This is a genomic window from Ruegeria sp. P10, assembly GCF_056534925.1.
The window spans coordinates 98056-118519 of record NZ_JBQERJ010000004.1 but is presented as its reverse complement, the minus strand read 5'-3'; the positions used below and the strand labels follow the sequence as shown (position 1 = coordinate 118519).

Annotated in this window: 19 protein-coding genes; 3 read left to right on the top strand and 16 right to left on the bottom strand. The window is 59.5% G+C overall.

Annotated features, from left to right (window positions below; translation table 11 throughout):
• Position 1: 1 nt before the first annotated feature.
• Complete coding sequence (locus ACR0FB_RS08430; RefSeq protein ID WP_480619053.1) at positions 2-1501, top strand: CRTAC1 family protein; 1500 nt, start codon at positions 2-4, stop codon at positions 1499-1501.
• Here ACR0FB_RS08430 and ACR0FB_RS08425 read toward each other — a convergent pair whose 3' ends face one another.
• The 3 genes from ACR0FB_RS08425 to xylB are packed head-to-tail and all read right to left on the bottom strand — an operon-like array spanning position 1502 to position 5201.
• Positions 1502-2800: a cytochrome-c peroxidase gene (locus ACR0FB_RS08425; RefSeq protein WP_480619051.1), complete on the bottom strand. Its 1299-nt coding sequence runs from the start codon at positions 2798-2800 to the stop codon at positions 1502-1504.
• Positions 2797-3744: an aldose epimerase family protein gene (locus tag ACR0FB_RS08420; protein WP_480619049.1), complete on the bottom strand. Its 948-nt coding sequence runs from the start codon at positions 3742-3744 to the stop codon at positions 2797-2799. The genes ACR0FB_RS08425 and ACR0FB_RS08420 overlap by 4 nt, the downstream gene beginning before the upstream one ends.
• Positions 3744-5201 (bottom strand): xylulokinase, encoded by a 1458-nt coding sequence (xylB, locus tag ACR0FB_RS08415; RefSeq protein WP_480619047.1) that lies wholly within the window; start codon positions 5199-5201, stop codon positions 3744-3746. The genes ACR0FB_RS08420 and xylB overlap by 1 nt, the downstream gene beginning before the upstream one ends.
• Before the next feature lie 323 nt (positions 5202-5524).
• Between xylB and ACR0FB_RS08410 the strand changes: the two genes are divergently transcribed.
• Entirely contained in the window at positions 5525-7954 is a 2430-nt protein-coding gene (locus tag ACR0FB_RS08410; protein WP_480619045.1) for a GcvT family protein, read from the top strand.
• Positions 7955-7984: 30 nt separating this feature from the next.
• Positions 7985-8989: an Ldh family oxidoreductase gene (locus ACR0FB_RS08405; RefSeq protein ID WP_209833526.1), complete on the top strand. Its 1005-nt coding sequence runs from the start codon at positions 7985-7987 to the stop codon at positions 8987-8989.
• Positions 8990-9051: 62 nt separating this feature from the next.
• Here ACR0FB_RS08405 and ACR0FB_RS08400 read toward each other — a convergent pair whose 3' ends face one another.
• The 13 genes from ACR0FB_RS08400 to ACR0FB_RS08340 all read right to left on the bottom strand — a co-directional run bounded on the left by ACR0FB_RS08400 (position 9052) and on the right by ACR0FB_RS08340 (position 20430).
• Positions 9052-9759, bottom strand: coding sequence for an ABC transporter ATP-binding protein (locus ACR0FB_RS08400; protein WP_152457508.1), 708 nt, complete (start codon positions 9757-9759; stop codon positions 9052-9054).
• On the bottom strand, positions 9759-10490 hold the full coding sequence (locus ACR0FB_RS08395) for an ABC transporter ATP-binding protein (RefSeq protein WP_480619042.1): 732 nt from the start codon (positions 10488-10490) through the stop codon (positions 9759-9761). The genes ACR0FB_RS08400 and ACR0FB_RS08395 overlap by 1 nt, the downstream gene beginning before the upstream one ends.
• Positions 10487-11434 (bottom strand): branched-chain amino acid ABC transporter permease, encoded by a 948-nt coding sequence (locus tag ACR0FB_RS08390; RefSeq protein ID WP_171119494.1) that lies wholly within the window; start codon positions 11432-11434, stop codon positions 10487-10489. Before ACR0FB_RS08390 ends, ACR0FB_RS08395 begins: the two co-directional genes overlap by 4 nt.
• A 1-nt stretch (position 11435) precedes the next feature.
• Positions 11436-12287 carry a branched-chain amino acid ABC transporter permease gene (locus ACR0FB_RS08385; RefSeq protein WP_171633515.1) on the bottom strand — a complete coding sequence of 284 codons (852 nt, stop codon included), beginning with the start codon at positions 12285-12287 and terminating at the stop codon, positions 11436-11438.
• Positions 12288-12352: 65 nt separating this feature from the next.
• On the bottom strand, positions 12353-13633 hold the full coding sequence (locus tag ACR0FB_RS08380) for an ABC transporter substrate-binding protein (protein WP_171170476.1): 1281 nt from the start codon (positions 13631-13633) through the stop codon (positions 12353-12355).
• A 95-nt stretch (positions 13634-13728) separates the two neighbouring features.
• A complete protein-coding gene (locus ACR0FB_RS08375; RefSeq protein WP_171633517.1) occupies positions 13729-14139 on the bottom strand; it encodes a Rid family hydrolase in 411 nt (136 codons plus the stop codon).
• Entirely contained in the window at positions 14136-15317 is a 1182-nt protein-coding gene (locus ACR0FB_RS08370; protein WP_480619040.1) for a malate dehydrogenase, read from the bottom strand. Before ACR0FB_RS08370 ends, ACR0FB_RS08375 begins: the two co-directional genes overlap by 4 nt.
• Positions 15317-15940: a BMC domain-containing protein gene (locus tag ACR0FB_RS08365; protein ID WP_480619039.1), complete on the bottom strand. Its 624-nt coding sequence runs from the start codon at positions 15938-15940 to the stop codon at positions 15317-15319. Before ACR0FB_RS08365 ends, ACR0FB_RS08370 begins: the two co-directional genes overlap by 1 nt.
• Positions 15937-17316: an aldehyde dehydrogenase family protein gene (locus ACR0FB_RS08360; protein ID WP_480487115.1), complete on the bottom strand. Its 1380-nt coding sequence runs from the start codon at positions 17314-17316 to the stop codon at positions 15937-15939. The genes ACR0FB_RS08365 and ACR0FB_RS08360 overlap by 4 nt, the downstream gene beginning before the upstream one ends.
• On the bottom strand, positions 17316-18500 hold the full coding sequence (locus ACR0FB_RS08355) for a hypothetical protein (protein ID WP_480619037.1): 1185 nt from the start codon (positions 18498-18500) through the stop codon (positions 17316-17318). Before ACR0FB_RS08355 ends, ACR0FB_RS08360 begins: the two co-directional genes overlap by 1 nt.
• A gap of 22 nt (positions 18501-18522) precedes the next feature.
• On the bottom strand, positions 18523-18831 hold the full coding sequence (locus tag ACR0FB_RS08350; RefSeq protein WP_117869464.1) for a BMC domain-containing protein: 309 nt from the start codon (positions 18829-18831) through the stop codon (positions 18523-18525).
• Between the two features lie 40 nt (positions 18832-18871).
• Positions 18872-19138 carry a EutN/CcmL family microcompartment protein gene (locus tag ACR0FB_RS08345; protein ID WP_152457497.1) on the bottom strand — a complete coding sequence of 89 codons (267 nt, stop codon included), beginning with the start codon at positions 19136-19138 and terminating at the stop codon, positions 18872-18874.
• Positions 19138-20430, bottom strand: coding sequence for a glutamine synthetase family protein (locus tag ACR0FB_RS08340; protein WP_480619035.1), 1293 nt, complete (start codon positions 20428-20430; stop codon positions 19138-19140). The genes ACR0FB_RS08345 and ACR0FB_RS08340 overlap by 1 nt, the downstream gene beginning before the upstream one ends.
• Positions 20431-20464: the final 34 nt, after the last annotated feature.

Below are 20464 nucleotides of genomic sequence, written 5' to 3'. Positions count from 1 at the left end.
GATGGCAATCTTGCTTGCGGTAGGTTCCGCTGCCGCTGCGGACATCGCTCCACCCCGCTTTCAAAAGGTGGAAACCCCCGGCCATGTTTACGATGGCGGCTGGGAACATTTCGTCGGCGGGGGTGTCGCGGTCTTCGACTGCAATGATGACGACCGCCCTGAAATGTTCGTGGCTGGCGGATCAAACCCAGCACAATTGTTCATCAACACATCCGACACAGATGTCAGTTTTCTTCCGGATGCGCCAGGTCAGTTATCCTTGACCCGTGTGACCGGCGCATACCCGGTAGACATTGATGGCGATGGGACCCTGGACCTTGCGGTCTTACGCCTAGGCAAAGACCTGTTGCTGCGCGGCAAACCGAACTGCGCGTTCGAGCCGTTCACGGCACTGGGTTTTCAGCCTCAGGACCATTGGACCACCGGCTTTTCCGCCACTTGGGAACGCGGGCAAACCCTGCCAACGCTGGCCTTTGGAACCTATGTCGACCGAAGCAATCCGGACGGACCTTTTGAGGCTTGCGGGCCGACGCTTCTGTACCGACCCCAAGGCGAAAAGTATGGCGATCCTGTCCGTTTGGAACCCGGTCACTGTTCCCTTTCGATCCTGTTTTCCGATTGGGCGCGCACGGGCCGCGCGGATCTGCGTGTCAGCAATGACCGCCACTACTATGTGCGTGGTGGGCAAGAGCAATTGTGGGCTATGGAAGACACCCCGCGCCTGTACAGCAAGGCCGATGGATGGCTGCCCTATTCGATCTGGGGCATGGGGATCGCCTCGCGGGATCTGACCGGTGACGGTTTTTCCGATGTTTACCTGACGTCCATGGGGGACCAGAAATTCCAGGTTTTTGATCCTGCATCAGATGGGCCAACATGGCGGGATGCAACCTACGACCGTGGAACAACGGCACACAGGCCACATGCAGGAGAAGACGGCCGCCCCTCGACCGGCTGGCATGCACAGTTCGGGGACGTCAACAATGACGGGCTGGACGACATTTTCGTCGCCAAAGGCAATGTTGAGCAGATGCCCGACGCGGCGCAGAACGACCCCAACAACCTGTTGATGCAGACCGCCGACGGTCAGTTTGTCGAAACAGCATCAGAGGCTGGTGTCGCGTCCATGGCAAAGTCCCGCGGCGGGGCGCTGGCGGATTTCAACGGGGATGGGTGGTTGGATTTGGTGGTGGTCAATCGCGGCTCGGACCTTGAGGTTTTCCAGAATGAACCGACGACCGGCAACTGGCTCATGATTGATCTCGGCCAGAGCCACCCCAACAGACAGGCAGTCGGCGGTTTTATCGAGGTCAGGACGCCCGAGGGCGTTCAAACCCGTGAAGTGACCATTGGCGGGGGGCACGCCAGCGGAATTGCAGGGTTCCACCACTTTGGTCTAGGAAACTTCGAAACTGCGGAAATAAGGGTGATCTGGCCTGATGGTGAGCATGGAGATTGGCAGAAGGTAGATGCCAATCAGGTGATCCGCCTCAGCCGTTGATCACTGATCGACGGGCATTCCGCTGGGAACCGTTTGGGGAACACCCAGCCGCACAGCCGGATCTTCCAGCGTGCCCAGAAAACTCAAGATGGCATCGACCTCGTCATCACTCAGGTCGATGGGCGCCAGATCGTTCGACGCTGCTATGGCTTCGACATGCTGGGGGTCAAGCAAAGCCTTTTGATCCTCTGCCCCGAAAAACTCTGGCAGGTCAGCCATTTCGATGGCGTAGTTCCGCAACGCGGAAACCGGATCCAGATGATGACGCACGACATCCTCAAGCCGTGCGTAGGCACCGCTGTGGCCATATGGCGCCGTCAGGGTCACGTTGCGCAGCGAAGGCGTGCGGAATGCGAAGGCATCATCCTTGTCGCCCGTGACGCGCAGTCGCCCGTCATCCCGCACATGATTTTCGAAACGGGCTGATTTTCCGGGGCCGATCTGAGGCATGGCGATGGAATGGAACCCGTGATCGGTCTGGAACCAGCCGGAATGGCAGGCACTGCATCCAGCCTTTCCGTAGAACAGCGCCATCCCCAGCTGCGCTTGTTCGGGCAGCCTGTCTTCGCCGCGCATCGCACGATCAAACAGGCTGTTGTCAGCCCGCCACTCAAACGCGATGAAATCGGCAATGACATTGGCGATTGCGGTAAAGGAGATGTCTTCTCCGGGCGCGATGTCATCAAATCGCCTTTGATACCCTGGTATCGCCGCCACGCGCGCGGCGATCAGATCCCAGGCGCCACCCTCTTGGGTCAGCAAGCCGAGTCGTACGGCCTTGCTCACCTCGTTTTCAGAATAATGCCCCGCCATTTCGTCAGGCGACAGCACCGGAAACATCGCCTGCGCTGCCAAAGCCGATTTGAACCCCGGCCTCATATGCGTCCCCAACGGCGTTCTAATGCCACTGGGCTGTGACGGATCCGCCTCGAGGCGACCGTCATGAAAAAACGTCGTGAATTCCAGCGCCCCGAGATTCCACATCGCGGGCGAGTTCCGGGGAATGCGCTGTTCGGGCGCATTGTCTTGTGTGACCTTGCGCTGACCACCCAGCCCGACCCCACCTTCGCCGATACCCAGTGAAAGCCCGTCGGACGTTCCCAGCTTCGGATGATGACAGGTTGCGCAGCTTATGTTCTTGTTGCCCGACAGGATCGGATCGTAGAACAGCAGTTGCCCCAACTCTGCGTTAGCAAAGTCAGGTTCGATGAATTCCGGTTTCGGACCAAAGTCTTGCGCCTGAGCAATTGAAAGCGACATCCAGATGCCTACGGCATTTGCTGCAATCTGAAGTCTCATGATCGTTCCTCGGAAATCTCAAGTGTCAGAGTTTGTCGATACGGGTTGTCCGGCGTATGGATGACGGACGGGAACGCAGGGACATTCACGGCGTTCGGATATCCTGACGGCTCAATGCACAGCCCCGCACGCGGGCTAAATCGGCCTGACAGATGTGCCCCGGCATAGACCTGTGCGCCGGGTTGATCTGAATACAGGTTCATCCTCAATCCCGAAGGTGCCGTGACCTCTGCCACCGGATGATCATGGGTTCCACTTTCATCAAACACAAAATAATGGTCCAGCTCGCGCCCCTCTGCCCCGACGGTGCGGGACAACGCGAAATCTGGCACATTATCGCCGGCGGCGGAGATATCTCCGAAAGGAACGGAACGCGCGTCCAGCTCCAGCACCCGGTTCGATCTTAGCCTGAGCCGGCAGTCCATGATATCCTCTGGACAGCCCAGAGTGTAATAATTGTGCTGCGCGATGCTGATCGGCGTTGGGCGATCCGGACGCGCCCTGATTGTGTAGATCAGACGCGGACAGGTCAGTTCGACATGCACCTCGAAATTGACCGCTCCGGGAAAACCGCCTTCACCTTTAGGTGAAGTCAAGGACATAACCGACTGATTTGGAGAGGTTTTCACGATATCCCAGTATTTGCGCGACAGCCCGCTCGGACCACCATGCAGCGTGGTCGGCCCTTCGTTTGCTGTCAGGTGATGAACACGCCCCTGCAATGCAAACTGTGCCCCGCCGATGCGGTTGGCCACTCGCCCGACCATCGCGCCAAGGTAGAACGGGTCCGACAGGTAATCCTGCGGGTTTTCGTAGCCCAATATCAAAGGTGTTTCGCCAAGCCACCAGCCTTGCGTGATTGCGCCATAGTTCAACAGGGAAACGGACATGTTTCCGTCTTCCAGAAGGACCTGCTCGACAGGCATGCGTTTGGGATCAGCCATCAGCGCGCGGCCAAAGGGGACAAAGCAGCATAGTATTCGCGATACCGCTGATATTCCGCCTCATATGCGCCGGTCAGTTCGAGACGTGGTTCAACACGCTCAGCGACTTCCGGGGACAGCATGACATCCTTGGGGTCGGCGCCGTCCACCGCACATGCAGCAAGACGCGCTGCGCCTATGGCTGCGCCAAACCCACTTCCATCGGGCACAGCAAGCGGCGTGTTCAGAACCGTGGCCAGCGTTTCCAGCCAAAACCGCGACCGCGCCCCGCCACCGACGACCAGCAGACTTTCGGGATTGGTGCCCGTGCTTTTGAGCGCCTCCAAACAATCGCGCATGGCAAAGGAAACCCCCTCTGTCACGGATTGCGTCAGGTCAGCGGGTTCCGATGCGATATCCAGCCCCAGGAATGCCCCGCGTATGTCACTGTCGTTATGGGGCGTCCGTTCACCGGACAGGTACGGAAGGAAGGTGATCTTTGACGGCCCCTTCACCGAATCCGGCAGGGTCGACGCCAGCGCACCGACGGGTTGACCGAGGTGACGCGACAGCCAGTTGAGACTGTTGGTGGCCGACAGGATCACACCCATTTGAATCCAGCGATCCGGAACCGCATGACAAAAGCAATGAACAGCTGTTTCCGGTGCGGGCGCATAGCTTTCCTTTGCGACCAGCAGCACACCCGAAGTGCCCAAGGAAAGAAATCCGCTGCCCTCACCAATACTTCCGATACCGCAGGCCGCTGCCGCATTGTCACCGGCCCCGCCGGCAACCACGACGGGCCCGGTCAAGCCCCACTGCCCGAGGATCTCTGACCGCAGTTCTCCGCCTGCCGAACTGCCTTCAACCAGGTCTGGCATTTGGTCCCAGCGCATGTGGCTTTGATCCAACGCGGTGACTGACCATTCTCGCTTTCCAACGTCCAGCCACGCCGTACCGGCGCTGTCGGACATGTCGCTGACATAGGAACCGGTGAGCCAGAAACGCAGATAATCCTTCGGAAGCAACACTTTGGATGTCTTTTCAAACACGTCGCGCTCGTGTCTGCGCACCCATTCCAGCTTGGGTGCGGTGAAACCCGGAAAAACGATGTTCCCGGTGATCGCGCGCATCGATGGCAGACCATCCAGCTCCGCAGCTTCCTGCGCTGATCTCGTGTCGTTCCAAAGGATACAGGGCCGCAGCACTTTGCCATCCCGATCCAGCAACGTGGCACCGTGCATGTGGCCGCTCAGACCAACGCCGCGCACCGCAGAAAATGCAGCACCATTCAACGCGCGCAATTGGGCAACGACGTTTTGGCAGGCTTCCACCCAATCGGACGGATCTTGTTCCGACCAGCCGGGATGCAACGTCGATGTCTCAACACCTGCTTCGGCTTCGGCGACGACTTTGCCCTCTTCGCTGACCACAATTCCCCGAAGACCTGACGTCCCCAAATCCAGACCGAGATACACGCGATTTTCCCCCTTCGTATGCCGCACGGATCGCGGGCGCAACAAAGCGCACCCCAAGCCGATGTCAGACCTTACCAGCACAGTTTGCGCTAACACAACAATCCGAAACAAAAGATGGCCGGTATTTTTGCGGGCCGCCTCACAGACCGCGTGAGATCACCGGCAAACCCGATCATGGTTTAACTGAACTCAGCTGGACCGGAAAATTTTTCGAATTGCCTGACGCAGATTTCACGTAAACAGTTCAACCAGTTCTCAGCCCGCTGATTTCGTTTTGACTGACCCTCTGGAAACGAAAACAGCCTCAGGAAGGAATGCGTCGAATGCAGTCACATGCCAAGGTTGTCGTCGTAGGAGGCGGATGCGTTGGGGCTTCGGTTCTTTATGGGCTGACGCAGCACGGGTGCACAGATGCAATCATGCTGGAGAGAACGACGCTGACCTCCGGCTCTACCTGGCATGCGGCGGGTCTGCTGGTCACCTTCGTGCGATCCCACAACGTTTCGAAGATGACGATGGAGACCATCCGCATCTATTCCGAAGTCGAAAAGAAGATCGGCGCCTCGGTCGGACTGCGCCAGGTGGGCCAGTTGCGCGTTGCCAATACGCAGGAACGCTGGGACGAGTTCCTGTCCTATGTCTCGATTGCCGAAGCTGCCGGTGTGCCCTGCAAACTGCTGACGCCAGAAGAAATCGCCGAACTGCACCCTCTGCTCAACCAATCGGAACATATTCGCGGCGGCATCCTGCATACCGAGGACGGCTATGTGAACCCTGCTGACATCACCATGGCAATGGCGAGGCTAGCGCGCGAGAAAGGCGCCAAAGTGTTTCAGAACACCGAAGCGCAGGCTTACGAAAAACTGGAAAACGGTCATTGGAAGGTGACAACCAATCAAGGTGAGATCACTTGCGAACATCTTGTCTTCGCGACCGGAAACTATGCCCGCGAAAACGCGCGCCGTGTTGGTCTGGATCTGCCTTGCATTCCAATCGTTCACCAATATTGGACGACCGAAACCGTTCCGCTGCTGAAAGAACGCCGCGCGCAAGGGTTGCCCGAGTTCCCGATCCTGCGGGATGAAGATTACGGTGCGTATCTGCGCGAAGATGTGGGCGGCATTCAGTTCGGTCCTTATGAGTTCACCAAAGACCTCAAGCTATTTGCCGAAGATCGCGTGCCGCCTGACTTTGGCGCCGACCTCTTGCCCGAAGATTTCGACGCGGTCCAAACGCAGTGGGAACGTGCCATCGAGAGGGTTCCGACACTTGCAGAGGTAGGTATCAAGGCCAACACCCGAGGTCCGTTCCAGATGACACCGGACGAGTTGCCGCTTGCGGGACCCGCACCGGGGCATGAAAACCTGTGGCTGGCCGAAGGCATGCCCGGCGGCATATTGTGGGGTGGAACCGTTGGTGAACGTCTGGCCCGCTGGATTGTCGATGGGGATCCGGGCATGGACATGTCTGAACTCGACCCACGCCGTTTTTCGGATTACGCGTCCAAGCGGTGGACCATGGACAAGGTGCGCGAAACGTGGGGGACCCACATGAACGCGCACATCCCCGGAGAAGATTTTCCCGGCGCGCGCCCGATGAAAACGATGGGGTCCTACGATCTGCTGAGCGCGCATGGCGCCGTCTGGACCAGCTTCAACGGATATGAGTTTCCGCGCTGGTTCGCCAAATCGCGCAAGGAAGCTGTTCCGGAACATTCCTTCCGACGCACCAACCACATGGAACGCGTTCAGGAAGAGGTGCGTACCACCCGTGACGTGGCCGGGTTCATCGAGATGTCGCCGATGACCAAGTTCACCGTGCGCGGACCGGGGGCTGCCAAATGGCTGGATGGCGTTATGGCGAACAGGCTGCCCAAAGTGGGGCGAATGACCCTGTCGTTTTTGTTGAACCCAAAGGGCGGCATGGATGCGGAATATACGGTCGTCCGCTATGCCGAGAATGATTTTTACCTGGTCTCCACCCCGAATTGGCGCGCCTACAACTGGGATCAACTGCGACGTTTGCTGCCCAATGACAGCTCTGTCCTTCTTGAGGATGTTTCAGAACAACTGGGCGTGATTGCACTGGCAGGCCCCAAGGCACGAGAGATCCTGCAACCATTGACCGACAATGATCTGTCGAACGAAACCTTCCCCTGGCTTTCTGCGCAAATGGGTGAAGTGGGCTACGCCAAGGGCGTTCATCTGCTTCGCGTGTCCTATACCGGCGAGCTGGGGTGGGAACTGCATCATCCGGTCGGTTACAACCGCCATCTTGTTGACCTGCTGCTGAAGGCCGGTGTGAAACCTTTCGGGCTTGAGGCACTGGAATCCATGCGTCTTGAAAAGTCTTATCGCGCCATCAATCGCGAAATCTGCAAGGACATGACGCCATACGAGGCCGGCCTTGATCGGTTCGTGGTAACAGATGGTCGCGACTTCATAGGCAAGGCCGCTCTTTTGAAACAGAAAAAGGATGGCGCGTACCGGCGGTTGGTCACGCTGAAACTGCCCTTTGGCGAAACATCGGTGATATTTGACGAGGGTGTCTATGCTCAGGGCAAGCTGATCGGACGTGTTACCTCGGGCGGGTTCTCTTATTATTGCAACCACGACATTGCGATGGCACTACTGCCACAGAACATGACGGCGCCCGGAACGAAAATGCAGGTGCTGGTCCACAATGAGATGCGCGACGCCGTGGTCATCGACACATGTGCTGTCGATCCCGCAAACACACGCCCGCGCGCTTGAGTGCGAAACAGAAAGACGGGACTCGAACGGATGACCGAACAACCGACAAAAACGCTTTCTCTTGCCGAAGTTCGGGACTTGGCCAAATCGGTTCTTGTTTCTGCTGGAGCGGACACGCGCAGCAGTGATGTACTTGCCGATATCGTCACCCGGTCTGAACGGGACGGCCCGCGCAGCCACGGGTTGCGCATGTTGCCGGTCTATGTCCAAAGCTTCACGTCCGGCTATGCCAACGGGCACGCGAAGCCCAAAACCGAAAAGGTTGCCCCGGGCGTTTTGCGCTGTGATGCCGACAACGGGTACTATCAGGTTGCAGCGACAGCAGCCCGCGAGGATCTGATCGCGATGGCCCGGGAAAACGGGATTGCCGCGTTCACCTGCGCGAACTGCCACCATCTGGGTGCGTTACGGTTTGACACAGAACCTTTGGCCGAAGCCGGATTGGTGGCCTTTGCCGTGATCAACTCATTGTCCATGGTGGTTCCGCAAGGTGGGGTTCGCCCGGTTTTTGGCACCAACCCCATGTCTTTTGCCTGCCCGCGTGATGGCGATGCGCCCGTGGTCTGGGATCAGGCCTCGTCCATGGTGGCCCTCATGGATATCCGCATGGCCGCCGCCGAGGGGCACGACCTGCCCCGCCCTGCCGGTCTTGATCCCCAAGGCGAGCCCTCAACAGACCCAAATGCCATCCTTGAAACCCGCAGCCTATTGCCGTTCGGAGAGCATAAAGGGGCCGCGATCGCCTTCATGGTAGAGGTGTTGGGCGCCGCGCTGGCGGGAGGAACCCTGTCCGTGGACAACAAAGAGCGCGAATCCTTCGGCGCCCTGAACATCAAAGGTGGAGCGACCCTGATTGCCATCGATCCCACCCGGTTCGGCAACGCGGCCTTCAACGAATATGTCGCCCGCATCTGCGCCGAGATTTCCGGCAACGGGTCCGCCCGGGTTCCGGGCGACGGTCGCCTTGCAAAACGGGCAGCCGCCGAAGCCCATGGCATCGACGTGAGTACCGAGGTTCTGGCCGCACTTGGCTGAAACTGAAATCACCCGCCATCGAATGGCCGGACGGCACCTGCCCGGCTTACCAACCACGCCACTCAATGGCCGCCGAAATAGGCCTCGAGCAAGCGTTTGTCATTTCTCAGTTCGTCAGCCGTGCCCGACGTCTGCATCCGCCCGGACTCCAGCACATAGATGCGGCTGGCAAGCGACAGGGCAAAATTGGCATTCTGTTCCGTGATGACGACGGTCAGCCCGTATTCCTTGTTCAGCTGACGGACGACTTCGGCAATCTCGTGACAGATCTTCGGGGCAAGGCCGATCGTCGGCTCATCGACAAGCAGCAGTTCCGGGCTGGTCATCAAGGCCCTGCCAAAGGACACCATCTGCCTCTCCCCGCCGGATTGTGTCGACGTCTCCTGCCCTTCCCGTTCTTGCAGACGCGGGAAAAGACTGTGCACCATCTCAAGGTTGTTTTCGATGTCGTCTCGTGCGGTGAAGGCCCCCACCATCAGGTTGTCGCGCACCGACATATAGGGGAACAGGTTGAACCGCTCGGGCGCATAGCCCACCCCGTGACGCACGATTTCCGAAGGGCTTCGACCGGCAAGGCTGTGCCCGCGCAACCGGATGTCGCCTTCGATTTTCACAAGGCCCATGATGCTGTCCAACAAGGTGGATTTACCTGCACCGTTCGGGCCGACCACGGCGACGATCTCACCGGGCTGCACCGTGATCGATATATCGGTCAACGCCTGGGCCTTGCCGTAAAACGCGGACAGGTTCTCGATTTCCAGATAGGACATCAGACGCTCCCCAGATACGAGGCTTGAACGGCCGTGTCGTTCATCACGTCGCTGAACGCGCCTTCGGCAATCATGGTGCCCCGCTCGATGGCGATGGCGCGGTCGATCAGCGGTTCCAGCGCCGGCAAATCATGGCTGACGATCAAAAAGGTCATCCCGTCCTTGCGCATGGATTGTATGAGATCGGAAATCTGCGCGATTTCACCGACTGTCAGACCTGCAAACACCTCGTCCAGCAACATGACACGCGGTGCGGTGGCCATGGTTCGGGCCATTTCTAGCTTGCGCAGATCACCCATGGCCAGTTCGGCGGGTGAGCGGCTCAGATCCGTTTCCGTGAACCCGACACTCAGCGCGAGCTCTTTTTCCCTGTCCGTATCCGGCGGCGAAACGATCATGCGCCAGATGTCGTCCGGCATCAGGCCCACCCTGATGTTTTCTGCAACACTCATGTCGCCGAACGGCCGAGGTATCTGATAGGTTCTACTGACCCCGGCCAGGATACGCTGAGGCGTCGACAGCGCCGAAATCTCATTGCCGAACAGCTCGATCGTACCGCTGTTCTGCCGCAATTCGCCCATGATCTGGCTGAATACCGTCGTCTTTCCCGCGCCATTCGGACCGATCAGGCCCAGCGACTCTCCTTCTTGCAGGGAAAAGGACAGATCATTCGTGGCCACCAGCCCGCCGAACCGTTTGACAAGACCGGAAACTTTCAGCGCAACGGTCATGCCAGCCCCCCTTTCCGCAGTCTTTGAAAGCCGCGTTGCACAAGTTCAACCAATCCTTTTGGCTGATACATGTAGAGAAGCAGTGCGATGGCACCGTAGACGAAATACCGTTCAGCCCCGGGAAGCACGGGGCGCAGGTATTCCAGAAGGAACGTCATGAAGAACGCACCGATCATGGGGCCGATGATGGTCGATGTTCCGCCCAGCAAGGCCGCCACGATGATGGTGAAAAGAAAGTTGATGTCAAACAGCGCGCGGGGCGCAAGTGAGCCCAGATAATGGACATAGAACGCTCCGCCCAGACCTGCGATGAACGCGCTGGTCAGAAACGCAAAGGCCTTCAACCGCGTGGTGCTGAGGCCCGAACCGCGCACGCTTTCTTCATTCATCCCGATGGCGGCCAGTGCAGTGCCCAGCCGGGTTTTCATCAGCAGCCACATGCTGACCGCCACGCTGAGCATCAAGGCCGTGGACAGGTAGTAGCCGTTTGCCGCGCCTCGTGTCAGGGTTTGAATTCCCGACATCCCGCGTGTGCCGCCGGTCAGATCCGGACGGATCACCTGAACCAGCTGATAGAGCAGCTCCATGAAAGCCAGTGTGACCAGCGCGAAGTAGCTGCCGCGAATGCGCAGAGCGGGCAACAACACAATCAGGCCTGCGATCATCGTAACCAACACGGCCACAGGGATTGAGATTTCGACTGGCACGTCAAACCGTTTGGTCAGGATGGCAGTCGTATAGGCCCCGATACCGATCAGGAAGGGATGCCCGAAACTCACATACCCGGTCCTGCCCGACAGCACATCCCAGCTGATGGCGAAGATGGCCAGATAGTTGGCAAAGATCATCGTGCGCAGCGTCCCGTTCGAGACGACCTGGGGCAACAGCAGCATCCCCGCAATCAGGCCGCCCCAAAGGACAAAGTGAAACCAGCGCAAACCCATGTTACAACTCCTCGCGGCCGAACAGGCCCTGCGGTCGCGTCACCAGCACGCCGATGATCAGCAGCATGGTGAAGACACCGCGCAGTTCCGGCGCCAGGGTGGCGACAACGATGACTTCGAGAAACCCGACGATATGAGCAACGACCAGCGTGCCGATGATCGACCCGATGCCGCCCACAATGACGACGGCCACCGAGATGATCAGAGGTGCAACCCACATAGACGGTGAAAGCTGCGTATAGCTGGCGAAAAATACGCCGCCCAGCGCACCCAGTGCCCCTGAGATACCCCATGTGATCAGGTTGATCCGATCCGGGTCGATCCCTGAAATCGCGGCCCCCTTGGCGTCCATCGACACCGCCTGCATCGCCCGCCCCGTATGTGTCAGGCGGACAAAAGCATACAGGCCCAGCAAAATGGCCCAACTGATCATCGTTGCGATCAGGATATTATAGGTGACGGACGCTCCGGCCACGTTGATCACGCCCGGCACGATCGGCAGCAGGATCTTGCTGCTGTCGCCAAAGACAAGAACGATCCCGGCCTGAATCACGACCGCCAGGATCAGCGTCGATATTTCGACGGCTACGTGATCCCCTTTCAGGGTCTTGACGATCAGGCGGTATTTCAGCACCCCCATCAGAACGCCCAGAACCACGGCCACTGCGACGCCCATCAGCTTTGGCATTCCCAGCGTCTGGGACACCCAGAAATACATATACCCGCCGACCATCAGATAGGCACCGTAGGCCAGGTTCAGGACCCGACCGATGCTGAAGATCAGCGTGAAACCCATTGCGATAAGCGCATAGAGACCGCTGAGCAAAAGCCCCTGGATCAGTATCTGCAACATGTAAGGATCCCTGGCTGCGGGTGCGCGCGCCCGCGCACCCATTTCAAGCTAAGCGAACGGACAGGTTACTGTTTGACCCAGCTTGGCAAAGTGAATTCACCCGTCGCGTATTTCTCGGGATAGACAACGGCGGCGGTGCCGTCCTCGTACCACTGGACCACGACCATTGACGGCGCGGCATCGTCGAACGGCTCGGACAGATCAAAACGGATATTGTGCGGGTAAGTACGGCCAGTCACGGGCTCTACCTCGTCATCGCCCCAGAATGCGTAACGCAGCCACAACTGGCCATCCAGTTCTAGAACCAGATCCTGTTTCTTCATCGCATCGGCCCAGCCTTCGACATTGTCGAAACCGCCAGCCTCTTCGGCTGCGGCCATCGCCTGTTTCAGCCCATGATAGGCGTTGAACCCGTTGAAATGCGGCAGCAGCGGGCGGCTGTCATACTTCGCCTGATAGGTATCGACAAACTCCTGGCTGGCCGGATCGAGCCGAAACCCGACCGAAGGGATCGGAGACAGGGTCGAGATACCGCCACCGGCACCACCCGTATCTTCCCAATATTCCATACCCAGCGCAGCGACGTTCACGCCCGTCATCGCCATCGGCACCTGGAGTTTCACGTATTGCGATGACACAACCTGCGAATTCACCGACGAGACCTGATAGATGAAGTCCGCCCCGGTATCCTGCGCACGGCTGAAGATCGGAGCAAAATCGACGGTGGCGACGTCATACGTGATGATGTCCTTGACCTCGATACCCGCAACCGGTGCAAGCGCTTCGGTGACAAGGCCGGTGATCGCCTCGCCAAAGGCCGTATCTTCCGCCAGAATGACGACGGAATCCCACCCCATTTTTTCCTTCAGAACATCCGCGCCAAAGTTGATGTACAACGTGGCCAGCGCCTCATCCGAGGCGATGTTCATGAAATAGGGCGCCATGCTTTCAGGGTCTTCGACCACCATGTCGATGATGCCGATGTAGGATGTCCAGGTGTCCAGCGTCGGAATCCGGTATTCCTGCATGCGGGGCAGCCATCCCAGCGACACATCGTCAATCGAGCCCGAGATGATGAAATCAACCTCTTCCGTTTCCGCAAGGTATTCATAGGCCCGGATGCCCTCGGTCGGGTCCTGTCCGGTATCCGCCGAGACCAGGGTGATCTGTTCGCCCATCACGCCGCCATTTGCGTTGAGCTCTTCAATCGCAATCTCGGCCCCGCGCAGCGTCGACAATCCGGTGTCCGAGGAAAGCGACCCAATGAATCCTACCTTGATTTCCGCTCCGGCCGCCGAGGCCATGAGCGCGATGCATGTTCCGCTGAGCAGCGCTGTCTTGATCATCACATTAGCTCCCTGTGTCTCATTATGCCTTCTTGTATTCTGTATACAGTACACAAGACGATGGTTCGATCAATTCCTTTCTTGAAGACTCATGTTCAGAATCCGCTGATTTCGCCGTTTTCATGGTGGATCACGGCATCCACGTCGATTTCCACCATCAGCCCCGGCTGAGTCAGCCCAGCCTGAACAGCCGTCAGAACCGGATCGATCCCCTTAAAAACTTCGCCATGCGCCTGCGCGAACGCGCCCGCTTGGGAGAGATCGGTCAGATAGGCGCGAACCCGCCCCACATGTCGCAGTTCGGCGCCAACCTCTTTCAGTGCGTCATCGATGCGAGACAGGATGTAAAAGGTCTGCGCACCAACGTCCCCGGGCGCGTGGATGCGGCCCGTCGGCTCGATGGCCGTTGTTCCGGCAACCCAGACAAAGGGGCCGATGCGCTTGGCCCGAGAGTACGAGGCCACCTCTTCAAACCGTCCGCCGGATTTCCAAAAACGCAGGGTCACAGGCGCAGCCTCACCCGGATCGCTTCGGCCGCGTTTTGCAATGCCGCGTTTTCTTCGGCGGTTAACCGCAACTCCTCGACCTCAACCAATCCGCCTGCACCCAGATGGGCTGGCACGCCCAGCACGACACCGTCGATGCCGTATTCCCCGTGCAGCATGACCGAAACCGGAACCGGGCCTGTACGCGCGCCCCGAATGTGATCAATCAATTCGATCGAGGCATGAGCCGGAGCTATCGTTGCAGAACCTGATTTCCGAAGCGCGACCACCTGACCGCCCCCGGTGATCGCATCCTGAACACAGGCTTCGATCTGTTCGCGGGACAGAAATACATCCAGCGGACGGCCTTTGATCCTGGCGCGGCTGGGGATCGGGGCCATTTCGTCCCCATGACTGCCAAGCGTGAAGGCTTCGACGTCCGCAGGCGTGACACCCGCAGCCATTGCCAGCGCGTTGCGAAACCGGCTGCTGTCCAGCGTTCCTGCCATACCCAAAACCTGTTCGCGGGGGAAACCTGTTGCACGCAGCATCTCGACCGTCATTTCGTCCAGCGGGTTGGTCACCACGATCACGATGGCATTTGGTGCGGCTGACCGGATCGCTTCGGCCGACTGACGGATCACGCGGGCATTCACATCGATCAGATCGGCACGTGTCATGCCCGGACGGCGGGCTCGTCCGGCCGTGACGACGACCACATCCGCCCCGGCCACCAGATCCATCGCTTCGCCACCGACACATCGGGCCCGCGCACCGGTGATCCCGGACGTATGATTTAGGTCCAGCGCAGTCGAAGCCGCCAAACCCGGAGTGATGTCGATCAGCGCGATTTCATCCGCCATGTCCGCCATTGCCGCCAGATGCGCGATATTGCCGCCAACACCCCCCGCCCCGATCAAGGCAAGTTTGCCCAGCCTGCGGGCTTTGCGCGGCGCACGCGAAGGGGCAACCCATTTGGGTGAACGGCGGTACAGCACCCGGCGCATGGAAACAGCACCATCCGTACGCGGCGGTTTCGGTCTCTCCAGCGGGCCATCCACCAAGGAGATACCAACACGCTCTGCGGTTTCACGCGCAAGGGCCGTCACGATGTCACCCGGCAAAACCTCGAATACGATCCTGCCCCGACGGCGCGCATCCTCGACCGCATCCGAGCCTATGACGCGAGGGGTTGCCATCAGCTGTCCTGCCCGTCCACCGCCTCGATTGCACGCGTCGCGGCCTCGACGGCGGTTTTGACCGAATTTTCAGACCCCGAGATGAACAAGCGACCAAACCGCCCCACCGCACGCACCTCGACGATGTCAATCTCGGCGGCCTTTTCGGCCTCATTCGCGGCAATCGAGATATAGGCGGCCGGCGCGCATTCCACGATCCCCAACGTCTGCCCCGGCACGATCAATGCGCCCTTGCGCCATTTGTTCAAAAGCTGCGCCTGATAGGGCTCGACACTTGTGATGATTTGCGTGGAACTGATGGCAGGCCTCAATCGATCCGTCATGGAAGCCCCAAGTTCGGCCAGCATCGCGTCCCGTGCAGCGGACACTTCGGCGTTTGAAGGCGAGCGGAGGATGAAGAAGCCGAACTCGCGCTCGACCATCTGCGTCGTCGCTTCGACCGAGGACGCCTTGAGCGCCCGGTCGATCAGCGAGAATACACCATTGCCCGGCGCGAACTCTCCGATCAGCACGGTGTCACCGGACAAAGGCACTGACCCTTGCACCGTCGCGCCGTTGTAGGCGGCGAATTTCGGTTGCAGGTTGTCGATCTGCATCAGCGCCCGGATCGTGATCTCGCTCATGCGCCATACTCCTCGTAAATGTCGCGCCAGGGTCTGCTTTCATACGCGACCCGCTTGATGTTGATGAGATGCAGGGCGGTGACGTTGTCCGAGGTGATCGACCCCGACCACGTACCGGTACCCAGCATAAAGGATGGTTCAAGGTCGGTGGAATACCCCATGCCGCCCATGATCCCCGGCGTATTCACCAGGACCCGCCCCGTGGGCACGGTGGAAAACCGAGCGACTACCTCGGGGTCATCGGAATGGATGACCGAGGAATGTCCCCAACCTTCGAATTTGGCAATGGATTGCGCCAGTTCGATGCCGTGATCGGTGGACTTCGCCTCGTAAAAGGCCAGCACCGGGTTCAGCTTTTCAGCCGAAAGCGGGCGTTGCCACCCCACTTCGGTCTCTTCCGACACCAGGCAGCGCGTGCGCGGCGGAATCGAGAACCCCGCAGCATCGGCCAGCGCCTGAGGGCTTTGGCCGACGCGTTCGGGATCCATTGCCTGAACACCCTTGAAGATGACCCGAGCCAGCCGATCGGCCTCGGCCGGGGTACAGAAATAAGCGCCTTTGAGTTTCAGTTCATGGCGCAGATCGCGTGCAATTTCAGGATCGGCGACCACGGCCTGTTCACTGACACAAGCCGTGCCATAGTCAAAGCTTTTTGACGTCACAATCATCTCGGCAACTTCGGACAGATCGCGCGCCTTGGACTTGTGCACGTAACACGGCACGTTCCCCGCCCCGACCGCAAGCGTCGGTTTGCCGCTGGAATAGGCAGCCTTGACCATGGCAGGGCCACCTGTCGCCATGACAACCGACGTGCGGCGATGCTTCATCAACTCGGCGGTGCCCTGAATGGTCACGGCGTCCAGGCATTGTATCAACCCTTTGGGCGCGCCCATCTGTTCGGCAACGCGCGCCATGATGCGGACGGTTTCCTTCCCGCATTCCACGCCGCGCGGATGCGGGGCACAGACGACGGCATTTCCCGCCTTCACCGCAGACAGAACCTTGTAGATGATCGTGGAGGTCGGATTTGTCACCGGGATAAGCGCCGCGACCACACCCATCGGCTCTCCGAAAGCCGCGATCTTTGTCGCATCGTCCCGCCACAGCAGACCCAGCGTCGTGACATCCCGCAGGTAATCGGCGACCGACAAGGCGTTAAACAGATTCTTGACCCGCTTGTCTGCTACGTTGCCGTACCCGGTTTCCTCGACCGCCAATTGCCCCAAACGTTCGGCTTCAGGTTCGATCGCCCGAGCCATGGCATCGACGATGGCATCCACCTGTGTCGGGTCGGTACCGAGAAAGGCGCGATAGGCTTCGAAAGCCGTTTCAGCAGCGCGCCGTGCGGCGGCGATGGATTTCAGATCAGCGTCCATCACGAGGCTCCGGTGGCAATGGTGTCAAAGATACGGCGGGCCTGATCGACATCGCCTGCGGAAATTCCGATGGTTTCCAGCCTGCGCCCGGACGCGGCCACGTCAGCGCCCAGGATGCGATCCGTCATGCAGATCAGGCTTTCCGTCAGAGGCGCAGTCAAACCTGCGATCTGTGCGGCGGAAACAAGGGGCACCAATGATCCCAAGACGCCATCGCGCATCAACTGACGCGCGGCCTGCCGATCCGGGACCGGACGCGCGCCCGCCCCCCGCTCGGCGCCGGCATAGGTCGCGATCCAGTCATCGGTCTCGGGCAGGTTTCGAACGCCAAAGGCCTTAGCGACCTGCCGCCTTTCGCTAGCCAACCCGTGGATCACCTCATGCTGTTCCGGCCCTATGAGCGCAGAGAATGTCCGGTTGCCTTCCAGCGGCACCCCGCCCATCGGCACATCCGGTCCACCGGCCCCCAGCCCCGCGCCACCAAGGATCAACGCCGGAATCTCGACCGCTGCGGAAAGATCGGCAAAGCCTGAGGCCAGAACCGAATCCAGCGGCTGGATGTTCGAAAGATAGGGTTGCAGCGCTTCAAGAACGTCCGCGCGGCCTCGGGGCAATGTCGCAGCCGCCATCGGTGCCGCCTGCGTCAGGGTCAGGCCCGCACCTTCGGCCTGGTACCAGTATGGCAGGCCCTGCGCCTCGACCAGAGTGACGTCGGCAGTGCAGCCGCCTATTCGCAGCATCCAGACCGCTTCGACCGCGCCCAAAGAGCGACCGGGCGCCAGAACAAGCACCTGCCCATCGTGCAGATGATCGGCCAGCACCATCGCATAGGTGCGCTGTTTGTGGATCGGTCCGGTCAGAAAGATCGCCTGTGCGTCCTGCACTGCTGCATCCAACTCTGCCGTGGTGCGGATTGAAGGCCCGTCGCGATCCACCTGATACGTGCCCACAGGCCCTTCGCCGCGAATGCCAATGCCCGAGGATTGGGCAAGCAATGACAGTTCCGCCCCATAGGCCGAAAACAGTGTAACCTCAGCCCCTTCCGCCAGACACAGTGCTGCCAGAAGACGGGCATCCGAGCCGCCACCCAATACTGCAATGCGCTCAAACCTTTGGGCAACAGGTGCATCCCGTGTCGCGCCACGTGTCACCGCGCGCGTGAAATCCTCGAAACCGGCTGACATGGTACCTCCTCAAAGGGGTTGATCAGGCCGACGACCCGGCACCCAGCCCGTCGATGATTGCCTCAAGCTCGTCATGCGGCCGCGCGATCACGTGAACCGAGACCACCTCGCCCACCTTGTTGGCCGCTGTCGCGCCTGCATCGGTGGCGGCTTTGACCGCGCCGACCTCACCGCGCACAAGGGTCGTCACCAACCCGCCGCCAGCTTTAGTCTGACCCACGATGGCAACGCTGGCTGCCTTGACCATCGCATCGGCGGCTTCAATCGCGCCGACCAGGCCGCGTGTTTCGATCATGCCCAGGGCCATCTGCCCCGCCACTGGTTTCGCCATTTTCTGTTCCTCCAAAAATAGATGTTTCGCGTATTGTGATTCAGGTCGTCGAGACGCGGTCGATCACCGCGATGATGGCCATGTCCACAGGGGCCGTGGACAACCCGGCCGCCATGCGGGCCGCAGACCCGCTGACAACCAGCACCGTATCCCCGACCCCAGCGCCGCAGGTATCGACCGCAACCCGCGCGGGATCGATCAGGCTGCCCTTGCTGTCGACCAGATCCGTCACCAGCAGCTTTGCTCCGACCAGCCTGGCGTCCTTGGCAGTTGCCGTGACAGTTCCAGCGACCTTGCCCAAGTGCATCAGAACGCCCTCAGGTAGCGGTCCAGTTCGACCTGTGTGACCTGTTGATTGAAGAATTCCAGCTCTCGCTCGGCCTGTTGCAGGACCAGTTCCCACTGCATTTCACCCATGACATCGCGCAGCCATTCCGACCCGCGCGCCAGATCGATGGCGGTTGGCAAATCGGTTGGAATTGGATCTCCGATCCCTTCTTCATACCCGTTGCCTGTCGTCGGCTCCGAAGGGGACAGCCCCTGTTCGATTCCGTCAAGCCCGGCGGCAATCTCGGCCGCAAGCAACAGATACGGGTTGGCGTCTGCACCGGCATCGCGCTTTTCCACCCGCACGGCACTGTCCGAGCCTTCGATGACACGGATACCAACCGTCCGGTTGTCATAGCCCCAGCTCGTGTTGATCGGGCAGAAGGTATAGGGCTGGCGACGGCGATATCCGTTGACCGTGCCGCTGCCGCAAATCGCCGTCTCGCACATGCGCTTTTGCAGGCCTGCGATGAAGGATTTTCCGGTGTCGTTGATCTTGCCGTTGTCGGCAAAGGCGTTTTTGCCGTCTTTCCACAGCGAGTAGTGCGTATGAAACCCGTTGCCCGATTGATCAAAAAACGGCTTGGGCATGAAAGTCGCCAGATAGTCGTGCGCGATCCCCAACTGGCGGATCAGGGATTTGAACAGAACGACACGATCCGCAGCTGCCAAAGCTTCACCATAACGAATGTTGACCTCGATCTGGCCGGCCGCATATTCCGGGTTCGACTGTTCGATGGGAATGCCACATTCGTTGATCTGCTGACGGATCGGGCCAACGATGTGTTCCATCCGGGCGGCGCGGCCCAGGCCATAGACCTGGATGCCCGTGTCGCGGGGCTGGCCGGTTTCTGGGTCCAGCAAATAGAACTCCAATTCCGTGCCGACATTCACCTCGAACCCCATGTCGAGGGCCCGGTCCACCTGCCGCACCAAAGCCTGACGCGGATCGATCGGCACCGGTTTGTGATCCATGCCCTCAGCGCGGCCAAAACAGACGGCCACGCCCGGTTCCCACGGGACAGCAACAGGCTTTGTCATCGGAAAGACATGCATGTCGGGATAGCCATTGTCGAAATTGACGTAAGGCGTATCCCAGACGTCGCAGGTCATATCGATCGCCAGCAGTGCAATCGACAGAGCATTGCCGCTTTTGCAGACATGATCCCAATGGCTGGCCGGAATGCGCTTGCCACGCATGATGCCGTTGAGATCCCCGACACCAAGAATGACGGTATGTGTGCCCTCGGGCAGATCAAACCCCGAACTCATTTGCGCGTGCTCCCTGTTTTTAGCTTTATAATTG